At 27.9% G+C, this 19773-nt stretch carries 30 protein-coding genes; 28 read left to right on the top strand and 2 right to left on the bottom strand.

What is annotated here, in order from left to right:
- The first annotated feature begins 186 nt into the window (after positions 1-186).
- The 11 genes from CXF68_RS20355 to CXF68_RS20305 all read left to right on the top strand — a co-directional run bounded on the left by CXF68_RS20355 (position 187) and on the right by CXF68_RS20305 (position 6360).
- The gene (locus CXF68_RS20355) at positions 187-834 is read left to right on the top strand and encodes a response regulator transcription factor (RefSeq protein ID WP_101047236.1); all 648 of its coding nucleotides are present in this window, start codon (positions 187-189) and stop codon (positions 832-834) included.
- A gap of 67 nt (positions 835-901) precedes the next feature.
- Positions 902-1093 (top strand): hypothetical protein, encoded by a 192-nt coding sequence (locus CXF68_RS20350; protein ID WP_101047234.1) that lies wholly within the window; start codon positions 902-904, stop codon positions 1091-1093.
- The gene (locus CXF68_RS20345; protein WP_198553869.1) at positions 1002-1763 is read left to right on the top strand and encodes a hypothetical protein; all 762 of its coding nucleotides are present in this window, start codon (positions 1002-1004) and stop codon (positions 1761-1763) included. The genes CXF68_RS20350 and CXF68_RS20345 overlap by 92 nt, the downstream gene beginning before the upstream one ends.
- Positions 1764-1765: 2 nt before the next feature.
- Positions 1766-1945 carry a hypothetical protein gene (locus tag CXF68_RS20340; RefSeq protein WP_101047230.1) on the top strand — a complete coding sequence of 60 codons (180 nt, stop codon included), beginning with the start codon at positions 1766-1768 and terminating at the stop codon, positions 1943-1945.
- A 142-nt stretch (positions 1946-2087) separates the two neighbouring features.
- Positions 2088-2726: a hypothetical protein gene (locus tag CXF68_RS20335; protein WP_101047228.1), complete on the top strand. Its 639-nt coding sequence runs from the start codon at positions 2088-2090 to the stop codon at positions 2724-2726.
- 68 nt (positions 2727-2794) lie between these two features.
- The gene (locus tag CXF68_RS20330) at positions 2795-3286 is read left to right on the top strand and encodes a hypothetical protein (RefSeq protein ID WP_101047226.1); all 492 of its coding nucleotides are present in this window, start codon (positions 2795-2797) and stop codon (positions 3284-3286) included.
- Positions 3287-3491: 205 nt separating this feature from the next.
- Positions 3492-4106, top strand: a complete 615-nt coding sequence (locus tag CXF68_RS20325; RefSeq protein ID WP_101047224.1) for a hypothetical protein — start codon at positions 3492-3494, stop codon at positions 4104-4106.
- Positions 4107-4353: 247 nt separating this feature from the next.
- Positions 4354-4593: a hypothetical protein gene (locus tag CXF68_RS20320; RefSeq protein WP_101047222.1), complete on the top strand. Its 240-nt coding sequence runs from the start codon at positions 4354-4356 to the stop codon at positions 4591-4593.
- Positions 4594-5355, top strand: coding sequence for a hypothetical protein (locus CXF68_RS20315; RefSeq protein WP_101047219.1), 762 nt, complete (start codon positions 4594-4596; stop codon positions 5353-5355).
- A 222-nt stretch (positions 5356-5577) separates the two neighbouring features.
- On the top strand, positions 5578-5901 hold the full coding sequence (locus CXF68_RS20310; RefSeq protein WP_101047217.1) for a hypothetical protein: 324 nt from the start codon (positions 5578-5580) through the stop codon (positions 5899-5901).
- A gap of 174 nt (positions 5902-6075) precedes the next feature.
- Positions 6076-6360 carry a hypothetical protein gene (locus tag CXF68_RS20305; protein WP_101047215.1) on the top strand — a complete coding sequence of 95 codons (285 nt, stop codon included), beginning with the start codon at positions 6076-6078 and terminating at the stop codon, positions 6358-6360.
- Between the two features lie 233 nt (positions 6361-6593).
- Here CXF68_RS20305 and CXF68_RS20300 read toward each other — a convergent pair whose 3' ends face one another.
- Complete coding sequence (locus tag CXF68_RS20300; protein ID WP_101047213.1) at positions 6594-6968, bottom strand: hypothetical protein; 375 nt, start codon at positions 6966-6968, stop codon at positions 6594-6596.
- Between the two features lie 95 nt (positions 6969-7063).
- Between CXF68_RS20300 and CXF68_RS20295 the strand changes: the two genes are divergently transcribed.
- The 14 genes from CXF68_RS20295 (at position 7064) to CXF68_RS20760 (ending at position 17181) form a co-directional block, all read left to right on the top strand.
- Positions 7064-7294: a hypothetical protein gene (locus CXF68_RS20295; protein ID WP_101047211.1), complete on the top strand. Its 231-nt coding sequence runs from the start codon at positions 7064-7066 to the stop codon at positions 7292-7294.
- A gap of 26 nt (positions 7295-7320) precedes the next feature.
- Complete coding sequence (locus CXF68_RS20290; RefSeq protein WP_101047208.1) at positions 7321-10182, top strand: hypothetical protein; 2862 nt, start codon at positions 7321-7323, stop codon at positions 10180-10182.
- Entirely contained in the window at positions 10166-10381 is a 216-nt protein-coding gene (locus tag CXF68_RS20285) for a hypothetical protein (RefSeq protein WP_101047206.1), read from the top strand. The genes CXF68_RS20290 and CXF68_RS20285 overlap by 17 nt, the downstream gene beginning before the upstream one ends.
- A complete protein-coding gene (locus CXF68_RS20770; protein WP_157822027.1) occupies positions 10356-10538 on the top strand; it encodes a hypothetical protein in 183 nt (60 codons plus the stop codon). Before CXF68_RS20285 ends, CXF68_RS20770 begins: the two co-directional genes overlap by 26 nt.
- Before the next feature lie 165 nt (positions 10539-10703).
- Positions 10704-10856 carry a hypothetical protein gene (locus CXF68_RS20765; protein ID WP_157822026.1) on the top strand — a complete coding sequence of 51 codons (153 nt, stop codon included), beginning with the start codon at positions 10704-10706 and terminating at the stop codon, positions 10854-10856.
- A 2-nt stretch (positions 10857-10858) separates the two neighbouring features.
- Positions 10859-11077, top strand: coding sequence for a hypothetical protein (locus CXF68_RS20280; RefSeq protein ID WP_101047204.1), 219 nt, complete (start codon positions 10859-10861; stop codon positions 11075-11077).
- A gap of 29 nt (positions 11078-11106) precedes the next feature.
- Positions 11107-11502: a hypothetical protein gene (locus tag CXF68_RS20275; protein WP_101046445.1), complete on the top strand. Its 396-nt coding sequence runs from the start codon at positions 11107-11109 to the stop codon at positions 11500-11502.
- Between the two features lie 190 nt (positions 11503-11692).
- Complete coding sequence (locus CXF68_RS20270; RefSeq protein ID WP_198553867.1) at positions 11693-12349, top strand: hypothetical protein; 657 nt, start codon at positions 11693-11695, stop codon at positions 12347-12349.
- Positions 12350-12572: 223 nt separating this feature from the next.
- Entirely contained in the window at positions 12573-13055 is a 483-nt protein-coding gene (locus CXF68_RS20265) for a hypothetical protein (RefSeq protein ID WP_101047202.1), read from the top strand.
- Between the two features lie 245 nt (positions 13056-13300).
- Complete coding sequence (locus CXF68_RS20260; protein ID WP_101047200.1) at positions 13301-13945, top strand: DUF2306 domain-containing protein; 645 nt, start codon at positions 13301-13303, stop codon at positions 13943-13945.
- Positions 13946-14132: 187 nt separating this feature from the next.
- On the top strand, positions 14133-14951 hold the full coding sequence (locus CXF68_RS20255; RefSeq protein WP_101047197.1) for a hypothetical protein: 819 nt from the start codon (positions 14133-14135) through the stop codon (positions 14949-14951).
- A 215-nt stretch (positions 14952-15166) separates the two neighbouring features.
- Positions 15167-16213, top strand: coding sequence for a hypothetical protein (locus CXF68_RS20250; RefSeq protein ID WP_101047195.1), 1047 nt, complete (start codon positions 15167-15169; stop codon positions 16211-16213).
- 360 nt (positions 16214-16573) lie between these two features.
- On the top strand, positions 16574-16861 hold the full coding sequence (locus CXF68_RS20245; protein WP_101047192.1) for a hypothetical protein: 288 nt from the start codon (positions 16574-16576) through the stop codon (positions 16859-16861).
- A gap of 173 nt (positions 16862-17034) precedes the next feature.
- Positions 17035-17181, top strand: a complete 147-nt coding sequence (locus CXF68_RS20760; RefSeq protein ID WP_157822025.1) for a hypothetical protein — start codon at positions 17035-17037, stop codon at positions 17179-17181.
- A 7-nt stretch (positions 17182-17188) separates the two neighbouring features.
- Here the strand turns inward: CXF68_RS20760 and CXF68_RS20240 are convergent, their stop codons facing one another.
- The gene (locus tag CXF68_RS20240; RefSeq protein ID WP_101047190.1) at positions 17189-17392 is read right to left on the bottom strand and encodes a hypothetical protein; all 204 of its coding nucleotides are present in this window, start codon (positions 17390-17392) and stop codon (positions 17189-17191) included.
- A gap of 474 nt (positions 17393-17866) precedes the next feature.
- On the opposite strand from CXF68_RS20240, the gene CXF68_RS20235 reads away from it, so the two are divergent.
- The 3 genes from CXF68_RS20235 (at position 17867) to CXF68_RS20225 (ending at position 19769) form a co-directional block, all read left to right on the top strand.
- Entirely contained in the window at positions 17867-18244 is a 378-nt protein-coding gene (locus tag CXF68_RS20235; RefSeq protein ID WP_101047187.1) for a VOC family protein, read from the top strand.
- A 745-nt stretch (positions 18245-18989) separates the two neighbouring features.
- Positions 18990-19199 (top strand): hypothetical protein, encoded by a 210-nt coding sequence (locus CXF68_RS20230; RefSeq protein WP_157822024.1) that lies wholly within the window; start codon positions 18990-18992, stop codon positions 19197-19199.
- Positions 19200-19250: 51 nt separating this feature from the next.
- On the top strand, positions 19251-19769 hold the full coding sequence (locus CXF68_RS20225; RefSeq protein ID WP_101047183.1) for a hypothetical protein: 519 nt from the start codon (positions 19251-19253) through the stop codon (positions 19767-19769).
- Positions 19770-19773 lie beyond the last annotated feature (4 nt).

Here is a 19773-nt window from a genome sequence, read left to right as displayed (position 1 = left end):
ATCAACGTTAGCAAAAAGAATATTACTTACCACAGAACAACACTCACAAGGTGTTGTTTTTTTATGTCTAAAATTTAAGTAACAAATATTAAAATAACAGTAGTATTTGTTAAATTATTATAGCTCTTACTACGAATTAGGGAAACGTCCACCGTGTTTTTTAATTAAACAATATACATTTGTAACATGAAAAGAATAAAGGTGCATGTTGCCGATAATCATAGTTTAATATTCGATGGTATTAAATCTTTGCTTAAAAATAGCAACATAGATATTGTAGGCTATTCTAAAAACGGTTTAGAACTTATAGAATGGTGTAAGCTTAATAATTGCGATGTTATTGTTTTAGACCTCTCTATGGATGTTATGAATGGCATTGAAGTTTTAAAATATTTTAAGCAAAACGCAATTTCGAAAAAAATTGTTGTGTTTTCATCATACTTAGATATTCTATTTATAGAAGAAACTATAAAAATGGGCGCAAAATCATACTTATTAAAAGATGATAATCCCGAAAACTTAGTAAAAGCAATTAATAATGCGAATCTTGGTAAAACATTTTATTCAACCAAAGTAAAAAAATACTTAGTAGAAGAACATGTTACCTCTAAAGGAGTAAAAGGAAATTTAAAAATATTAAAAGAGCTTTTATCAGATAAAGAATTAAAAATTGTAAAATTATTAGTTAACGACCATAATACGGTGCAAATAGGTGAAGAAATGAATATAACACCCAGTACAGTTAGGTCGGTAACATCTAAACTAAGAGAACGTTTTAAAACAACAACAACTGTAGGTTTAGCTTTGCGTTTTGCATTTTTACATGACGATTAAGGAACTTAATTAAGCAAACTATGTAATGCTTATTTTTGTAGATTTAACACAATTTAAATCTATAATTATGAAAAATATTTTAAAAGCATTTGCATTAGTTGCTGTTTTATTTCTTACATCTTGTACTGATAATGAAATAGTACCAACAGCTAAAGAACAAAAACTAAATGAAAAAGAATTATTCGGAACAAGAAAAGACCTGTCAAGCAACCCAAACAACAATGGTGGGGAAGACCCAGACGATTCAGAAGTTAACTAAAAACATAATAACATATCTCGTTGCAATACTCTTTGTAACTTCTTTTTTCTCATTTGAGTTTTTAAAAAACTTTAGTGATAGCTACTATACTGCCCAAACTGAATATAAAAACGAAATTAAAAAGGTTAAAACTGAACTAGAAAAAGTTAAAGAATTAACCAAAAATACTCCTGAATATGCAGCTTATAAATTAGCCGATTCAAAAAAAAATATTGCCAAGAAAGAATATTTTAGAATTAAAAAATCAGAAAGTTTCTTTGGCTTTAAATCTTTTCAATTATTTGTTGGCGAATTTGCTCCTTGGCTGACTATACTTATTTACGTTATTTATATGTTGGTTAAAGATTTTTACTCGCATGAAAAAAAATCAGGAACTATTATACTTCATTTTGCAGTTCTTACTGGGCCCCTATTTTATCTTTATTGGATTCTTCAGCCTTTTCAAGACTTAAGTAAATTCTCTTACTACCTCATTACAGCATTATCATCATTGCTAATAGTCTTTTCGGTTTACTTATTCTCTAGATATAAGAAAACTAAAATACAAAAACTAGAAGCGCAAAAAGCGCAATTACAAACGCAAAAAAAAGAAATTGCAAAATTTGCCTATCTAAATATACCTGAAGATAAGAATGATGAAATGGTTGATGTACTAGATAAAAATTTATAAGAATGAATAATAAGCTAGAAGAAGTAAAAAAAGAAATTGCAAGAATTAAAAACAACAACAATTTAAGTAAAACAACCAAATATTTTCATTTTGTAGCTCTCAACAATAAATTAGATAAACTGCTAGACAACCAAATAAATACTAAAGAAGTTTTTAGAGATTCTATTTTTCATCTTAATTAATATTTTACACCTTGTAAAAAGTTAATGTGCAGTTACGCTTAAAGTTAATTAAAAATTATTTAGATTTGGTAAAAAAATGTAATGGATATATATGTACCAGTACATATATATATATACCCTGTTGTTGGCAAAAAATTGAACAATGAAAATAATTATAACTTTATTAATGGTATCTTTTTATAGTCTTCTATCATTTGGACAGAAAAAAGAACTTTACGTAAATGATAATTTTGACCATATATCGAAAGCAGAATTTAACAAAAAATACTCAGAGTCTCTTTATTATAATCTAAGAATTAAATCGGACTCTTCTTACTTAAATGTAAAAGTATCTAGAAGCAAAAAAGGGAGAATCGAATTAAAAATTCTTTTTTCTATAAAAAACATATTTTATAACAATAAAAGTGAAGAGTTTAGCGAAAAAAACTTATTCCTTATAAACTATTATCCAGGAAAAGATAATTGTAGCACTAATGGATATAAATTAAATTTCAAAACAAAACACAACCAATATCGTAACAAATTTGAAAAGGTAGAAAATTTAAAACAACTTTTCATTTATAAGACAAACCGTGGATTAAGAGGTTTTGGAAATGAAATGGATTGGCAGCCTGATATTAATAATTTAATTGAAAGCACGTTTTTCCCTATTCATTACCCTTGTGGAGGTTTTGTAGTAATTGACAATAAAGGAAATTACATATCTGGAAGAGGAGAGTATTGCTATTGGGAAGGCTTATTAAATGGAATAAAAACTTTTGCCAACAATGGCTATAAGTAATTGCAAGTTAAGCACTAAACCACGCAACTACTCATAGCCGAGACATTAGGCTTAATTAAAATTATACATTGAAGAATAAGCAGATAAAGAAAAAAGAAGTTTTACGGGATTACTTACTAAAGAAACTCGAGAACTATCGTAATAAAAAAGAAATTCACTTTTTTGATAAATCAGCTTATGATTTAAGTAACTATGTATATACAATTCCTGAGAACGATATAGAGGCTTTCCTAATTAAACTTGACAAGTATAAAAAAATACTTGTCACAACTCAGAGTTTTTATATAATTGATAAATCTACTATCACAAAAATTCATATCAATGAAATTGAAGACTATGATTATATTCCTTTTGACAATTTAGAGACTATACAAAATGCACCTTTATTAAAGAGAGTTTTCAATAAATATCAATTATTAATGCACATTGGTGATATTAGAATCAGAAAAAAAGATGGATCATTTTTAGATTTATATATATCTAAGCGAAAGTTCCTCTATTGTCTAACTGGTGCTATAATAAAACTTAAATCTATAAATTTTCATTATGTCGGAGTTTAAAACCAAGCCTAACAAAAGCTATAATTAATACGGGTTTAGGTACTTAATCTAAAGTTTAGTGTATATTTATAAAGTCCGCCAAATCTTTTGATTTGGCTTTAAAAATGAAAAAATAAAACAAAATACAAAAGTTTTGACTAAGTGCTTAATCGGAAACTCAGTTATATTTATTCCCGCACTAGCCGGACGTTAGCCACAATAAAAAATGACAGATAATAATAAACAAGAAAAAGAATTCTCAATGCAATATTGGGAATATTACTGTGCTTTAGAATCTGACTTTAAGCAAATATCACGTTTTATTGATTTCTCTGACGAAAACCTAAAAACTTATTCGATTGAATTGACCAGAATATTGTTATCAGCCTGTTCTGAGCTGGATGTAATTTTTAAAGATATTTGTTTTTTAATAGACCCTTCGTTAAAACCTAAAAATATTAATGATTACAGAGAGATAATTCGTGATAATCTGACAGATGTAATTAATGAAAAAGTAAGTGTTGGTTTTCACTTCTTCAATGTTCAGCCACTTAAAATTTGGGAAGGTGACGAAACTCCTAAATGGTGGAAGATGCACAATAAGGTAAAGCATGAAAGAAACACTTATTTTAAAGAAGCAAATTTAGAAAATGCTCGCAATGCGATTTGTGCATTGTTTATATGTGTGAATTACTATTATTTGAAAAAGTTTCAGCCTGAAATGGAAGAAATAAAGAAGAAAAAAATCTCATTTAAAGATGTTACAGCAATTCTTAAATCTGAAACTCAATTTATAAAATTTACAGCAGATTATTATATTCAGACGCTTAGAATAAATTAACTGTAGTCATCCTATCTATATAAAGCGATAAAAATTTCATTGTCCTAAATGTGGTAAGTATGGCTAACCGAATATTATAATTGGTATCCACTAAGTTAGAAAGCGAGTAATAAGAGTAGCTGTTAAAATTTAAAGTGTTTCATCGCTTTAAGTTAATTAAAAATTATTTAGATTTGGTAAAAAATACAATGGAAATATATGTATCAGTACATATATCCCGTTGTTGTAAGTAATTAAACCAAATAATATGAAAGAATTAGAAATTAAAAAATTATTAAATCAAATAGCTAAAGAAAAAGGAATTGAACTTTTGTTAACTGATGCTGAAAATCAAAAATTAGCTGATAAGCTATCAAACCTAAGTCTTGCGGATAGAGAGTCAGTCAAAGAGATAATTGATTCAGTAAGTACTTACATTAAAGAATCGGTTGACTTTACGGATACTAATTATATAATAGACCAAATCGTTGCTGCAATTAATAAGTAAATGGCTGATTATTCTACTAAGGAAATATTGAATTCAAAAAAAGAATTAGATGATTCTTTAGTAACTTTTTTGAAAGAATATTCTAATGAAAACAAAACTGATTCAGATGTTCAAAGTTTGGTGTCTGACTTATTAACAAAACATATCTCGATAATAAATTCGATAAATGAATCGGTTGGTAAAGCTCATCAAAAAAATGACTTTTTCAGAAATGAAGACATAAAAAATGATTACTTGGCTACAGTCGAAAATTTCATTGAAACTTCATTAAAAATACACGACATATTAAAAAATATTATTAATAAACATAATTTGACTGACTTTACTACAAGTAAAAACAGTTACATTACGATACAGAAAATGGTAAACACATTTTCAATAAAAACAAATAAAGAAAAAATTAAAAATGAATTCACCAAAAGGAATATTCCTATAAATGGATTTAATCAAAAATTTAAAAAGGTGAAAGGAAAATATTTAAGACTACAGTTATTTATCGGAATACCTTTCTTATTGTTAATTATAGCGTTGATATTCTTAGGAGAAATTTATTTAGGTAAACCTTTTAACGGAATTCAATTAATTATATTAAAAGCTTTAATTGCTTTATCTATTTCAGCAGTTGGCTCTTCATTAATAGAAGGGAATGTAGAAACTGATTGGACTTTACAAAAAGGATTAAAAATTAGATCTGTAGGTTGGGTTGCTGTATTTCTATTAATATATTTTTTAAATCCAGCAAATCCAGGAGACGTATATTAAAAATTACTTACAATAACACGGTGTATAAAACATAGCCAATAATTGCTAAGTCGAAAGGTCTGTACATATTTACAAAGTCTGCCAAATCTTTTGATTTGGCTTTAGAGCAAAAAAGATAAAACAAAATAAAAAGTTTTGGCTAAGTGCTTAATCGGGAATTTATTACTTTTAATTTCCTTACTAACCATAGCCGAGACATTAATATTAATAAAATATCCTAAAATGAATAACCTTGCTAAAACTTTAAATATTAAAATGAATGCTTACTTAAATGAAAACTTACCTGATTTCTATAGAACAGGAGACAGTTTTTATGAACTTAATAAAACTAAAGAATTTGATGATATTTTAAAGGTTAACCTAATTAATGAATTTAATATTATCAAAAAAAAATTATTAGATGATTTTAGTGAAGAAATTTATTTAAAAAATCATTTAGAATTAAAAGAAGAGGTAATAAATAATTTAAGAACTTTAATAAATAAAAAAATTAATGAATTAATTGAGAGTGTAAATCGCAATTGGAAAATTATTATTAAGTTATAATTTAAATAAAAATTGATTAAGAAAAAAAACATTAAATATAGTTAGGCTAAATAGTGAAAGTATGATGAATCAAATTATTTAATGTTATGAGGTATATTTTATTATAAATAATACATTTACTCAAACTATTTGGAAGTAGATTGGCAACTATTACAAATAATTCTCTAAAAAAAAATGAAACGTAGAAAGAAAAATAAACAAATCCTTATTAAAAGAATATATTTTGATAGTGATACTTTTGACTACATTTATAAAGATGAAAAAGAAGCTTTACAAGTTATAAATAATACAAAAGATAGAACAGATAATTTTAAAGTAGAAAAAGCTGAATGGTATATTTCTATTGAATATAAGACGATTTTTTTTTTTAACAGTAAACATTTTGAAAAAATTATTTACATGATAATTGGATCAATTATTACATTAACTATCGGTTACCTTTTTAGAAAGTGGTTCTAAAATAAATTTTTAGTTTTGTTTAAGGGGCCAATTGCTTTTCTATTTAATTTGGATAAACAAAATATAGCTTTAAAAAAGGTTTTTATTTTTCCTAACATAATCGTTAAACCAAAGCCCAAAAAGCCAGAAAACAATCAAGAAAGGTATGTAGTACCATTTAAACATGAGTAAATATAATAAATAATAATAGTTATTTATAAGTGTTGATTTTTTTTGCAAAAAACTCAAATCACCTACCCCTTTTCTTTCGGAGCTAACAATCGCATTTCTTTTTCTAACTCTAGTTTAGTAATTATAATATCAATAATATTATTTAACCTATCTATTTCTCTATCCTGGTTGTTTATTCTTACTTCTAAAATAGACTTCTCTTGAGTAATATGCTTTTTTTTACTTAACAACGCTTCTCCTTCTCCAGTTAACAACCAATAAGATGATATTTCAGGGTATTTAGCGATTATATTCGCTAAAACATCTGAACTCAGTGCTTTTTCTTTGGCTTTTCCTTTGAAATTGGCGTAAGAAACTCCTAAGTCATTAAAGAATTTCTCTTTACTAATGCCTTTTAAATCAGTTATTTGTAGTACTCTTTCTTTTATATTGGTCAAAATAATCACCTATTATTTGTTTATTAGTGAAAATAGTCACTATACTTGTATTGTAAATCACTCTAACAGATTTGTAACACAAAAATATATCTCAAATGTCTGAAACAAATATAACGCACAAATACATATTAAAAAAAGAGGTGCTATGTAAACTTAATAATAGCAGCAATGCTATTGCTATAATATCTGTTAACACGGGTATTAAATATAGCACTTTAAAAAGACAAGTAAAAGAAAACCACGAGTACCTAACCTTATTGTCGGTTCTCGAAAGTATTTCTGAACTTTTAAATAAGCCTGTAACCGACTTGGTAACTAAAGCTTAATTTCTTTTTAAACTCTCTTTTTTATTATGAACTTTAAATACAATACATCTGATCTTTACAACGCAACAAGCGGTGGTTTAGATATTTTACACAAACACTTTCCCGATTGTGTTGGTTGCGAAACTTCAGGTAGTAATAAGTTCAAATTTCGTGCCAACGAGAAGTCTGCAAGTGCTTCATTATTTAAAAAAGATGATAAATGGTTAGTGGTAGATTTTGGTGATAAAACCTACGATGCTGTAAGTGCTGTTATTTATAAAACAGGCTTACCTTTTTTAGAAGTTTTAAAAAAATTATATGCAGAATTTAATGTTAACGGTGTTTCAGTTTCATACGCTGCTAATATTGATTTTAAACACAATAAAGATAATTTAGCAAACACATATTTTAATATAACTACAAAGAAATATGATAGTTTAGAATCGATAGGTCGTTTTGTTAATCCGATAATTGCTAAAGAATTTAATTTTTACGAAGTAGCATCTTACCAAAAAATAACAAAGAAAGATGGTAAGTTAATGACTACTTCAAGTAATGATAACTATCCGATTTTCGCCTATTCTAACGATTTAAAAAAATGGGCAAAAACTTACAAGCCTGCAGAATTTAAACATAAGAACAAAGAAGGTAAAACGGTTAATTTTAAACACGGTTATTTAGGTAAAAAAGACAACGAATATATACACGGTTTAGATAGAATTTTAAAGCAAGTTGATGAAAAGGAAATTATATCGCTGTATGATGATTTAACGAGGACCTATAATAGTACTTCTAAAAAAGATATTTTAAGCGAAATAAAAGAATTACAAGTAAAGAATATTATTATTTGTAGTGGTGGTTCAGATGGTTTAAACCTTGCTTCAATTTCAGATGATTACTACCCTATTTGGTTAAATAGTGAAGGGCAACAATTAACCTACGAGCAATACAGTAGATTAAGTAAACTTTGTATTAATTTTTACAACCTCCCAGATTTAGATAATGCGGGTAAAAAATATGCTTTTGCGTTAGCCAACAAATATTGGAATTTAAAAACAATATGGTTGCCAGCTTCTAAAATGGGGCAAAACGGCAAAGATTTTAGAGATTGGTTAAAGTATTATACAAACGCAAACAGAAACGCAATAAAACGCAGCTTCGAAAATTTACTACGTATTGCGTTAAAATGTAATTTTATTGATTATAATGATAAAAGTATTCTAAAAATTAACTTAGCAAATCTTCATTATTTTTTAAATACAAATAATTTTTACACCTATAAACAAGATTTAAATATTCAAGATAAAAACAATGAGGATACGTCTTTTGTTGTAAGAATTGAAGATTATAAAGTTTCTGTTCCCGAAACTACCGAAATACGAAAGTTTTGCATTGAGTATTTAAAAGACAAAGGAGCGTGTTTAGATAAGATCAACTTAATAAAGAAATCAAGAGCATTTTCGGTAAACGAGTTAAAAAATATAGATGGTGTTTCGATTAATTTTAAGAATTGCAGTGCAGATAATCAACTATTCTATTTTAATAACGGAATTGTTAACATAACAAAAGATGCTGTTTCTTTTAGCGCTCAAAACACCTCTAATAGGTATGTGTGGTCGCATAAAGTGGTTAATAAAAACTTTGTAGTACAAAAAAACTACTTTAACTATTATAAAGATAGTTCTGGTCGTAATCGAGTAAAAATAGAAGATACTTCGTGCGATTTTATGGCGTATTTAATTAATGGTAGTCGTGTGCATTGGCGGAAAGAACTTGAAGAGCCTTTTGATACCGTTCAGGAGCAAGAAAAATACAGAAAAGACCATTTATTTACACTTAATGGTAAAAATCTAACAGAAGAAGAACAAATAACGCAGGAACAGCATTTTTTTAATAAATGTTTCGCCTTCGGATATTTAATACACCGATACAAACGAGAAGATTTTGCAAAGTTTGTTTACATAATGGATGATGCAATTAAAGGTAGTGATGATGAAGCAAATGGAGGTACAGGAAAAAGTTTAGGAATTCGTGGTTTAAAAGAGCTTCTAAATATTTTTACAGTTGATGGTAAGGATGATGATATTTCGTCAAACAAACACTTGTTAGGTGGTTTGCAAAAGGAACATGATGTAATAAATATTGAGGATGGAAAAAAAGGCGGTGCTTTCGATTTCTTTTACAATAAAATTACAGGAGAAACAAATATAAATCCAAAAGGTAAGCAAGGATATTCTTTATCATTCGCCGATTCTCCAAAGTTTGTAGGAACTTTTAATTACGGTTTAAATAAAAATAGAGGTTCCGATTTACGAAGATTATTTTTTGTTTCATTTAGCGATTATTACCATGCGCATACTGATAATTTTAACAACGAACGTAAAGTTTCTGATGATTTCGGGTACTCTTTTTTTCAAGATTGGAGCGACGAACAATACAATAAATTTTATAATTTTTTAATGCAATGTTGTCAACTGTATTTAGCCAATGTTCGCAATGAATTTATTGCGCCAATGGATAACATTAAGCTTAATAATTTAAAAGCACAAATAGGTGATAATTGTATGGAGTGGGCAACAGAATACTTTTCTGACGATAGTAGATTCAATACAAATCTTTTAAGAAGCGAGCTTTATTTAAACTATGAGTCTACCGTTGGTAAAAAATCGGCAATAGGAGTTGGTAAATTTAAAAAGGCGGTTGAAATGTATTGTAAAATGGAAGATTACATTTTTAACCCTAAACGATTAAGAGATTCACAAGGTAGGATAATGATTAACGAAGTTGATCTGACTAGTCAAAAACGTGTTAAGAAGGAGCATTTTTATATTGAAAGAAAGGAAACGCAACAAGAACAGCAAGAAAACGCAATAACTCAAAACATAGATACAGATGATCTTGAATTTTAGAGCAATGCGGTGGTGTTGGGATAATGGTGTGAAATTCTCCCCTTTTCCTGTGGTTTCAAATGGTTCTGTTTTAAAAATTATTCAAAGTAAAAACGGAAACGAAACATTAGGTACCGAGCAATACACTCCTGATAATATTTATAAGAAAATAAACGAATTATACACTGCTATTTATGAGAGAAACAACCAAGATGTGTAAAGAGAATACACAAACAAAATTAAATAAATATAAGGCGAATTTAACCGCTTTAGAAAACTCTAAAAGTTATGATAGCCACAAAAAAGAGAGAGAAACCCTTATTTCATTTTATCAAAAACAAATTAAAATACTTGAAGAGTCGATTAATGGAGTGTAAACATAAAAGGAAGTCAATAATTGTAATAGATGGTTTTGCCGAATGGGAAGTTACCTCTTTGATTTGCAATGATTGCAGAAACAAACTATAAGAAACAAAATCAAATAACTAAAAAATAAAATAGGGTTATTATGATACGTTTTAACACTAAAAACTAAGCTACAAATGAATATAGAAAAAGTTACACCTGGACAAAAATTCTGTTTTAAAAACCTTTTAGAATTAGAGATTTTTTCGATAGAAATGGGAAACCCTAAAAAAGAAGAATTCAAAATATCAATAGACTCTGGTAGAAATATAATAGCAATCAAACACTAGATATGGAAATAGATAATTTAATTAAAAAGTTTGATCTAGAAATTGAACAACTTGGAAATGATAAATCAAAACTTGATGAAAAAAAAGATGCACAATATTGGCTTTTGCTTGGTAAATCAGAAGCATTAGGAAATAGTATCGTAGATATTATTGAAGAGTATGCGAAAGAAAATAAACTGTCACAGTTTCAGAAAAAAAATCTAAAAATTTACAAACTGTAGCTATTCCGCTACGCAATAAAACGCAAAAAATGAATTATACCCCGAATGAAAAAAAATTAGGATTGAACAATAATTCAAATCTTAAAGTAATGTTTAACGAAGAACTTTCTCTCTTACCAATATATCAGGAAAGTTTAATTTCTATGATACAATCTTCGTTAGTTATGGAAGAAAATGATTCTTATTTTAAAAATGCCCATGCTATAAATTGTTTAGATATTTTAAAGGGGTTGATGATTGGTAGAAATGAATATGTTCAGTTAAGTAAGCAACAAAAGCATGAAGACAGGCAGCGTAAAAAAAATCTAAAAAGAAAAATAAAAGAAATGGAAGAGGAAATAAAAGAACAAAAAAAGATAATTGCAGAATCATTAAAGACTGTTGAAAATAATGTAACTGAATTTGTAACTGAACTAGTAGCATAACTTTAAGTGATTAAATACATAAATAAATAGTAGGTTTTTAGGTCCTAAAAACTGAAAAGTTCATTGACATAATTGTGGTAAGTAAAAAAAGATGTAATTTTAAGCACCTTTAGTACGCATATACCTCCATTTGGTTTGTATATAAGTACTAAAGGTACTTATATAAACAAGTTGTGATGCATATAAAAAAATGAGAATAGACGTTAAAATATCGCTTCTGATTATACTGATTTTGACAATAATCGGATGTCAAAACTCTGAAAAAAAAGAAAAACAACTTATTCAGAAAGAATATGGAAAATGGAGAAAAGATAACGATAGTTTAAGTGTAGAATTGAATCTTAAGGGATTTAAAAACTGGAATGACTTACTCGAACGAACTGAAAAAATTGCTTGTAATGATAGCGTTCCAAAAATTACTTTACAAACCGACAAAGGATTAAAGACTATTTATTTTCAAAACCCATGTTGGAAAAATTTTGGTTGTATTTTAATTAAACAAAAGAATGTTATTGAAATTCATAACGATACAATTAATAAATTTGATAAAAACTTCTATCCTTTAGATAGTTTGAAAAGTGTATTAAAAAGAGATCTAGAAAACAATGGCAAAAATCCAAGTTTGTGTGATAGTCCTGAAAAATTGTTGATTTACGTTTCTTATGACAATTTTGAAACTAAAAAACTGCTCAAAACCTTAAACAAACTGACTCAAGCATACGAACAAATCACTAACAAAACAGATATAAATATTTGGCTAAATGAAATGATAAGACTTGAATATTCAAAAATCCCACCAATGCCATATATACCAGAAGAAATTGAACTTATTGAAGATGAAATTTAAATTAATAAAAATACGCATCACAACACCGTATATAATTTATTGCTAGTTCTAGCCTACTTACGAAAGTCCTTGCAGACTTTCTATTAGGTTTTTATTTGCTAAATTAGGTGCTTAAAATACGCAACAAACCATATACAACAACGTTGTACACAATTTGAGAAAACTAACAATTATATCGATTTTAATTCTACTATTTAGCTGTAAACAAAAAGCTAAAAAAGTAATGCCTGAATTTACAGAGCAAGATGCGTATGAAATAATTAACACTCACTTTATCGAACAACTGAAAAAATATGAAGGAGACTCAATAATATTTTGGAATAATCGACAGTTGAAAAAACCCGAATTTGAACATACTTTTATAAGACCTGATAAGGTTTTGAATTTCTGTGAACACCCAGATTTTTACCCGATTTTCATTTCTAAATATTGGAAAAAGAATAAAATAAAAGACATAATCCTAATAGAATGGAATGAATACAATACTTTCTTTAAAAAAAATGACTCTATAGATTTAGAAGCTTTATGGGACACAAGATTTAACGGAAAGTTTGTTCATAATGTTTCCTTCCCTATTTATAATACTAAAACGAAAATTGCAGTTATTAGAGATTATAATTATCGACCATTTCTAACCTGCGGAACTGGATTAGATAACTTGTATCACTATGAAAAAACAGAAAATGGATGGGTCATTTTAAAATAAAAAACTGTGTACAACACCGTATAAAAATAATGCGTAGTTTAGTCCTTAATCAATAATTAGTGCAATTTTGCTAAGTCTGATTTTCCTACGGAAAATTAGCCTTGCACAAAACCGCACTATCTTTATACAAAAACGTTGGCAACTATTTGACCAATTCATCGTGTAAAAACAACAATTCGGAAATTAAAATTGTAATAATAATATTTATTAACTGAATTTTGAATCGTTAAACTGAACTCAAAAAAATGGAAAAAACGATTCAAATTTTAATTTATATTCACGCGGTTTTTGGAGGGATTTCTCTATTAACGGGTTTCATTTCAATGCTTGCAAAAAAAGGAAAAACAATCCATAAAAAATCTGGACTGCTTTTTTTCTATACAATGATGCTATCTGGAATAATTGCTATGGTAGTTGCTGTTTTGCCAAAACACGTAAGTCCTTTTTTATTCGCTGTAGGAATTTTTAGCTTATATTTTGTTTTGACTGGAAAAAGAGCTCTTAATTTCAAAATAGAAAAACCGAATTTGAGAATTGACAAATGGATTTCGAAAATTATGATTTTAACTGGAATTTTAATGATTCTATTACCTATTGTATTGACAAAAAGTATAAACATTATTCTTGTTGCCTTTGCTATTATTGGAATAATATTTTCTGTTAGAGATTTAATATTATTTGAAAAACCTGAACGATTGAGAAAAGGATGGTTGAAATTACATTTAGGAAAAATGATAGGTGGATATATTTCAGCGGCTACGGCATTCGTAGTAGTAAATGAATTTTTTCCTAGTTTTTACGGTTGGTTTATTCCTGGAATTATTGGTGGATTTATAATAACGTATTGGATGAGAAAAATGAATAAAAAAACAGTTGCCAACAAAATATAAAAATAATAAGGGTTAAGTACCAAACCCAAAGTTGGTACAGATTAACAAAGTCCGCCAAATTTACAATTTGAAGGTTAAAAGAAAAATAACGGTAAAATTGTAAATTTGGCTAAGAGCTAAACCGAATAGTAAGTGCATTTTAATCCCTTACTATTCTTATACAAACCGTTGGCAACAATTAAAAAAAATGAATAAAACAATACTAATATTACTGACTTTAATAACATTCCTATCTTGTAAAAAAGAAAAGATAACTGAAATAATTCTTATTGGAACTCTACATAAACCAGAACCCAACTTTAATTCAGAAATTCTCTTTGATATACTAGAGGACATAAAGCCAGATTTAATACTACTAGAAGGAGATTCCTCATTTTTCACCACTGATTTTAAGTTAAAAAAAGCCTTAAAAAGTAATGAAACTATGGCGTCTACAAAATATTCTGAAAAATACCCTATGACCAAATTAAGACCCTATGGTTTTGAAGGTAGAATTCAACACAGAATAAATATTGGTTCACGTCCTACTGATGGATTAACCACAAAACTTCTAGACAGTTTAAATAAAGTCAATTTATTATCTGCTTCAGAAGCTAATATTTTTAATAAATGGCAAGCTCTTATAGAACCACTAAAAGTACAAGCTTTTAAATCCCCTGAAAATTTTAATAATCCTACAACTGATAGTATTTGTGCAGAAAGACAATATTATCAGTATAAGATGTTGACAAAAATAACAAATACGAGAGATGAGTTTGCAAACCGTTTTCATACTAAACCAAATGGGCAAAAAATCAGTTATCGTGATGGATATCAATTAGCTAATGAATTTTGGGATTTAAGAAATCAAACTATGGCTAAAAACATCATGAGAATGGCTGAATTAAACAAAGGAAAAAGAATTGTCGTCACTAATGGGTTTATGCACCGTTATTATCTCATAAAAGAATTAAAAAAGTTGACCAAAGGCAAAAATATTATTTTAAAAGAATTTTACGAAAAATAAAAAAATGTTGCAAACAAAAGCTATAATTAATACGGGTTTTGTTGCTTAACCCAAAGTTTATAGGCATTTAACAAAGTCCGCCAAATCTTTTGATTTGGCTTTAGAACAAAAAATATAAAACAAAATAAAAAGTTTTGGCTAAGTGCTTAATCGAAAGTTCACTACTTTTAATTCCCTCACTAACCATAGCGAGACGTTGGCAATAATAAAAAATAATGAGAAAAATAATATTTATAATTTTAATTTCAACATTTATAATTTCTTGTAAAAATGAAACAAAGTCACAAAAGGAGTTAAATAATGAGAATGTTGAACTAGATTGGTTAGAAAAATGGTTTTCGGCTTGGGAACTAATGTCAAAAGAAGTTTTAGAGCTTCCTAAAACAACACCGCCAGAAATGTTTTTTTATGATGAAAAATACGTTTATACTACATCTAGTATTTCGGCTCCTATTGGTAAATCATTTAATGGCCCTAAATTATTTGGAGAAAAACTACCTTGGAAAAGACAATTACATAATGACACTCTTACTATTCCGAATGGACAACGTATACCAATCCAGTTAATGACATTTGCTGCTCCATCAGAGCAAAAAAATGTTGACGCTTTTTTTGTAATGGCAGCACCTATCTTTTGGAAGAGTACGGGAATTGAAAGTAATCAAGTAAGTCTTGATAAATTATTAACGGGTGTTTTTCTTCACGAATTTTCTCATACTCGACAAATGAATGGAATAGGTTCAAAAATAACCGAATTTGATGAAAAACATACTTTTAAGTATGAAGTAAGTGATGACATTATACAAGATTATTTCATAAACGATAGCCTTTATATAAAAAAATATAACAAAGAAGTTAATTTATTCTATTCTGCTTATAACTCCAATACAAAAGAAGAGTTATATAGTTTAACAAAACAAGGAATAGATTTATTAAAAGAAAGACAGAAGAAATATTTAATGCCTGAAAATAAAATATTGGTAGAAATGGATAATGTTTTTTTAAGTATGGAGGGAATTGGACAATATCTGATTGTTTCTTGGCTTACACATCCTCAAGGCGGTAATTATCCGATAGATATTGCTATAGAAGCAGCAAGAAGAGATAGTAAATGGTGGTCACAAGATGAAGGGTTAGCATTATTTCTAGTATTTAGTAAAATGAAAAATCCAAATTGGAAAATAATGTTTAGTAATAATCCAATTGATATTGTAACATTAATAGAAAAAGAAATTACTATTGCCAACACCGTGCATAATTAATTGCTTAATAAGTTTTTCCTTCGGAAAAACCTCGTGGACTTCTAAGGCTTGTGATTTTCAATTATTTATTCGCTAAATTCACGCAAACAAATCATGCACAAACACGTTAAAAAATATATTACTTACCACATATCAACACCTAACCAGTGTTGATTTTTTTATGCCAAAATTTAAGTAAACGAATATTAAAATAAGTGTAGTAAAAGAGAAAAGAAGCAGTCCCCCCGGATAACTTCTTTTCGATATAATTAACTCAAATTTAAACTATACAGTAAAGATAGTTTAAGAATAAAGTTAAGTCGTTTAATATTAGATAAATGGCATTAAACTATCGCTTAAAAGCGAAAAACAGTAGAAATTATGATAAAATCTGTAAAAGTAGAAGGAGTAGTCTATGAAAGAATTTCTTGCGAAGGAGATTTTGATGAATTTTTATTAGAAAATATTCATTCAAGTGATATCGAAGAGTATGCAGAGTATCATTTAGATATGATTAAAGAAGATGAAATGAAACCAACTTGTGTTACTGATTATTCTGAAGATGATCTTTTAGGAGCTTTAAAAGAAAGTGGATGGATTTTAATAAAACCTGAATCTTTGACTGAAGAGATAAGAATAAAAGAATTAATAGACTCAAACAATCTGTAATTAGATGGATAATAAAGAAAAAGCATTTGTACTTGGTTTTTTTATAGCAACAATAATTTGGGGTATTGGAACAATTGTCATTTTAACCTCAATTAATAATAAAATTGAATCAATAATACTGTAGTTATTCCGCTACGAACCAAAACGCAATAATTAACGCAAAAACGCAAACCATGAGAAAATATAAATTTAAAGCAACAGATGGTAATGGAGGAATCTTTGAAGGTGTAACTGAAAAAGAACACGGTTCTATGAAAGAAGCTTTAGATAACGAAATATATAAGAGAGTGCACTCGTGTCTTAGATGTAAAGCTATTTAATTGTGGGTTAAGAAGATAGTTTATTTATGGCTGTTAGTATTGAGGTAATAAGAACAATAATAGTACCATGTTCTTTAAATCTAGTTTTAAAGAGAACTTTAAAGCTAGATCCATATTCGTCTTTAATTAAAGCTGCTGAGATTAATGAGGATACTAAAGCAAATAAAGCCCCAAAGATTGGAGATATGAAAAACTCCCATTCAATATACATAGTCAAATTTTTAAAACAAATGTACAAAACAATTAGAATAAGATTAAACCTGTAGCTATTCCGCTACTCAATAAAACGCAATTAAGAAAATTTTTAAGAGCTTGGTTAGGTATTGAACAAAATACAACTGATATCGAATATGAAAATAAAAAAATCAATAATATACTGAAGAATTCCAATATTAATAAATCTTTAATTAGAGGTAGTCAGAAACAAATAACCTCAATACAAACAAATATTTCAAAGCATTAAATCTGTAGATTTTCAGAACCTAAAAACTGAAAAGTTCATTGACATAATTGTGGTAAGTAAAAAAAGTTGTAATTTTAAATTATAAAACACCTTTATTTTTCATATCCCTCTCAGTTGGTATGTATATACGGAATAAAGTATTTATATAAACAAGTTGACAGCAAGCTAAAAAAAGTGAACGGAACGGAAAGCGTGAATAATATTGATTTAAATTTTAAATAAATGAAAAATATAGACGAATTAAAATCACCAAAAATTGACTATGTTGGTGGAATCCAAATTGAGGCAAGAAATCCAAAATCTTTAGCTGATTGGTATTCAAATAAATTCGGATTAACTATCGAAATGGAATATGAAGGTGGATATTATGGAGGTTTTACAGGGGGAAGTGTAAGTTTACATATTGGAATTATTCCTGCAAAAGATAATAAAGGAAATAGTAATATTTCTATAACATTTCACGTAGATGATTTTAATGGTTATTTGGGAAATCTAAAATCAAATGGAATAATTCCACTACAAACTATGAAAGACAACGAAGGAAACTTTGCTTTCTTCAATGACCCAGAAAATAATAAAATAGGAATTTGGGGAACTTAACAATAGTTCGAATTGTGTTAACCCGAAAAGTTATCGCTTATTTTTAGCGCTACTTTTTATATATGAGATGTTAGCCAATAAAATATTACTTACCACATATCAACACCTAGCAAGTGTTGATTTTTTTATACCAAAATTTAAGTAAACGGATTATAAAATAACAGCAGTTAAAAGAATTAATTATAAGTCTTAATGGGAAAACTTATAATTAATTCAAATAATCAAGGGGAATTATATGATTCAAACTTTAAATAGTACAATAAAGATAGCTTATGAGGAGATTAAAATTTATGGAAATTAGGTTAATTGAATAAAAGTATAGATGAATGGTTATAATATAACGATAAACAAACAGTAGTAAAATAAAGAATAAAATATATTATCTATCAGTAGGTGTCATTGATGAAATGTTAGCGTATGTAAAAAACAACATATTACTTAACCTTTGATAAGCTATAAAATAAAAAACCCACATCATTGAGAGGTGGGAAATTGCTATGAAAAAGAAATGTCGAAATGAGACCCCGACATAACCAAATATAAAAATAAATACAGACGTAACCAATAAAAAAAATAAATACTGTTGCAACGAAATTCACTTTTTGTTGCAACAGTGTATAAATGCTTTTAACGGGTGTAAAACGTAGTGTTAGTAAGAGTTTGTGATAAGGTGAATTAGAGCAAGCAACAAAAAATAAACAGTGTTGCAACAATAATGCAACAAACCTAACTACAACAAATAATTATGGAGTCTCAAATAAACCACCCGCATTTAATGGGAACAAAAAAAGAATTAGCAAATCATTACTGGAAGCTATCTGGTCGCTTTTTTCGTGATACTATTAATAGAATAATTTCTGAATCTAGAAACATAACTTTAGAAGAAGCTAAACGACTAAAAACAATAACGCCAAGAGAATTTAAAAAGTTTGTAGCTGAAATTGATGGAATTTAGAAAGCGCATCCTAACACTCCTATTTTGTAAGTGTTCATATTTGCCTTGATATTGATTTTAAGAGTCAGATGCATAAAGAATTGTAAAAATGCTTTAAAACACCTAAAAGATGATAATAAATTATTGTTTAGAGCAAGTTCACAAGCACAAAAAGCCACCGATTATATTTTACAACGTGATGAAAATGGAGTTCCTAAGTATTTACATAACTTATTAAAAACTGCAACTAATAAAACACCAGGAACAACAAAAAAGAAAGCAACTATAAGAAAAGAAGTTGCAGCAATGAGCGCACCTGAAATTGAAGTTGATTTATCACCCATAAAAGAAGTAACACTTACTTTACCAACAAAAACCGCAACAGTTGTTGCAACATCTGTTGCAACGTTGCAACAGAATGAAATAAAAGAGATTACGACTACAAATCCAGTGAATGCAGTAGATTCAGCGGTTCAACAAACAAGAGCAACAACACTGTTGCAACAAAAAACAATACCGTTGCAACAAAAAATCAATTTTGTTGCAACAAAAGAACCACAAGTTGCCATAACCAAGGACGTTATGGAGTAGGTGA

The sequence above is a fragment of the Tenacibaculum sp. Bg11-29 genome (assembly GCF_002836595.1).
Taxonomy (GTDB): domain Bacteria; phylum Bacteroidota; class Bacteroidia; order Flavobacteriales; family Flavobacteriaceae; genus Polaribacter.
Note: the sequence above shows the minus strand (reverse complement) of the source record. Positions and strands in the feature narration are given on the sequence as shown.

Excerpts from the sequence above, each read along its gene's own strand:
- CXF68_RS20765 (WP_157822026.1), top strand. The coding sequence starts at position 10,704 with ATGAATATAGAAAAAGTTACACCTGGACAAAAATTCTGTTTTAAAAAC.
- CXF68_RS20345 (WP_198553869.1), top strand. The coding sequence starts at position 1,002 with ATGAAAAAGAATTATTCGGAACAAGAAAAGACCTGTCAAGCAACCCAA.
- CXF68_RS20255 (WP_101047197.1), top strand. The coding sequence starts at position 14,133 with ATGAATAAAACAATACTAATATTACTGACTTTAATAACATTCCTATCT.
- CXF68_RS20355 (WP_101047236.1), top strand. The coding sequence starts at position 187 with ATGAAAAGAATAAAGGTGCATGTTGCCGATAATCATAGTTTAATATTC.
- CXF68_RS20350 (WP_101047234.1), top strand. The coding sequence starts at position 902 with ATGAAAAATATTTTAAAAGCATTTGCATTAGTTGCTGTTTTATTTCTT.
- CXF68_RS20240 (WP_101047190.1), bottom strand. The coding sequence starts at position 17,392 with ATGTATATTGAATGGGAGTTTTTCATATCTCCAATCTTTGGGGCTTTA.
- CXF68_RS20270 (WP_198553867.1), top strand. The coding sequence starts at position 11,693 with ATGAGAATAGACGTTAAAATATCGCTTCTGATTATACTGATTTTGACA.
- CXF68_RS20285 (WP_101047206.1), top strand. The coding sequence starts at position 10,166 with ATGATCTTGAATTTTAGAGCAATGCGGTGGTGTTGGGATAATGGTGTG.
- CXF68_RS20335 (WP_101047228.1), top strand. The coding sequence starts at position 2,088 with ATGAAAATAATTATAACTTTATTAATGGTATCTTTTTATAGTCTTCTA.
- CXF68_RS20320 (WP_101047222.1), top strand. The coding sequence starts at position 4,354 with ATGAAAGAATTAGAAATTAAAAAATTATTAAATCAAATAGCTAAAGAA.
- CXF68_RS20250 (WP_101047195.1), top strand. The coding sequence starts at position 15,167 with ATGAGAAAAATAATATTTATAATTTTAATTTCAACATTTATAATTTCT.
- CXF68_RS20265 (WP_101047202.1), top strand. The coding sequence starts at position 12,573 with ATGCCTGAATTTACAGAGCAAGATGCGTATGAAATAATTAACACTCAC.
- CXF68_RS20340 (WP_101047230.1), top strand. The coding sequence starts at position 1,766 with ATGAATAATAAGCTAGAAGAAGTAAAAAAAGAAATTGCAAGAATTAAA.
- CXF68_RS20760 (WP_157822025.1), top strand. The coding sequence starts at position 17,035 with ATGAGAAAATATAAATTTAAAGCAACAGATGGTAATGGAGGAATCTTT.
- CXF68_RS20770 (WP_157822027.1), top strand. The coding sequence starts at position 10,356 with ATGAGAGAAACAACCAAGATGTGTAAAGAGAATACACAAACAAAATTA.
- CXF68_RS20325 (WP_101047224.1), top strand. The coding sequence starts at position 3,492 with ATGACAGATAATAATAAACAAGAAAAAGAATTCTCAATGCAATATTGG.
- CXF68_RS20305 (WP_101047215.1), top strand. The coding sequence starts at position 6,076 with ATGAAACGTAGAAAGAAAAATAAACAAATCCTTATTAAAAGAATATAT.
- CXF68_RS20275 (WP_101046445.1), top strand. The coding sequence starts at position 11,107 with ATGAATTATACCCCGAATGAAAAAAAATTAGGATTGAACAATAATTCA.
- CXF68_RS20290 (WP_101047208.1), top strand. The coding sequence starts at position 7,321 with ATGAACTTTAAATACAATACATCTGATCTTTACAACGCAACAAGCGGT.
- CXF68_RS20260 (WP_101047200.1), top strand. The coding sequence starts at position 13,301 with ATGGAAAAAACGATTCAAATTTTAATTTATATTCACGCGGTTTTTGGA.
- CXF68_RS20295 (WP_101047211.1), top strand. The coding sequence starts at position 7,064 with ATGTCTGAAACAAATATAACGCACAAATACATATTAAAAAAAGAGGTG.
- CXF68_RS20235 (WP_101047187.1), top strand. The coding sequence starts at position 17,867 with ATGAAAAATATAGACGAATTAAAATCACCAAAAATTGACTATGTTGGT.
- CXF68_RS20310 (WP_101047217.1), top strand. The coding sequence starts at position 5,578 with ATGAATAACCTTGCTAAAACTTTAAATATTAAAATGAATGCTTACTTA.
- CXF68_RS20230 (WP_157822024.1), top strand. The coding sequence starts at position 18,990 with ATGGAGTCTCAAATAAACCACCCGCATTTAATGGGAACAAAAAAAGAA.
- CXF68_RS20315 (WP_101047219.1), top strand. The coding sequence starts at position 4,594 with ATGGCTGATTATTCTACTAAGGAAATATTGAATTCAAAAAAAGAATTA.
- CXF68_RS20245 (WP_101047192.1), top strand. The coding sequence starts at position 16,574 with ATGATAAAATCTGTAAAAGTAGAAGGAGTAGTCTATGAAAGAATTTCT.
- CXF68_RS20280 (WP_101047204.1), top strand. The coding sequence starts at position 10,859 with ATGGAAATAGATAATTTAATTAAAAAGTTTGATCTAGAAATTGAACAA.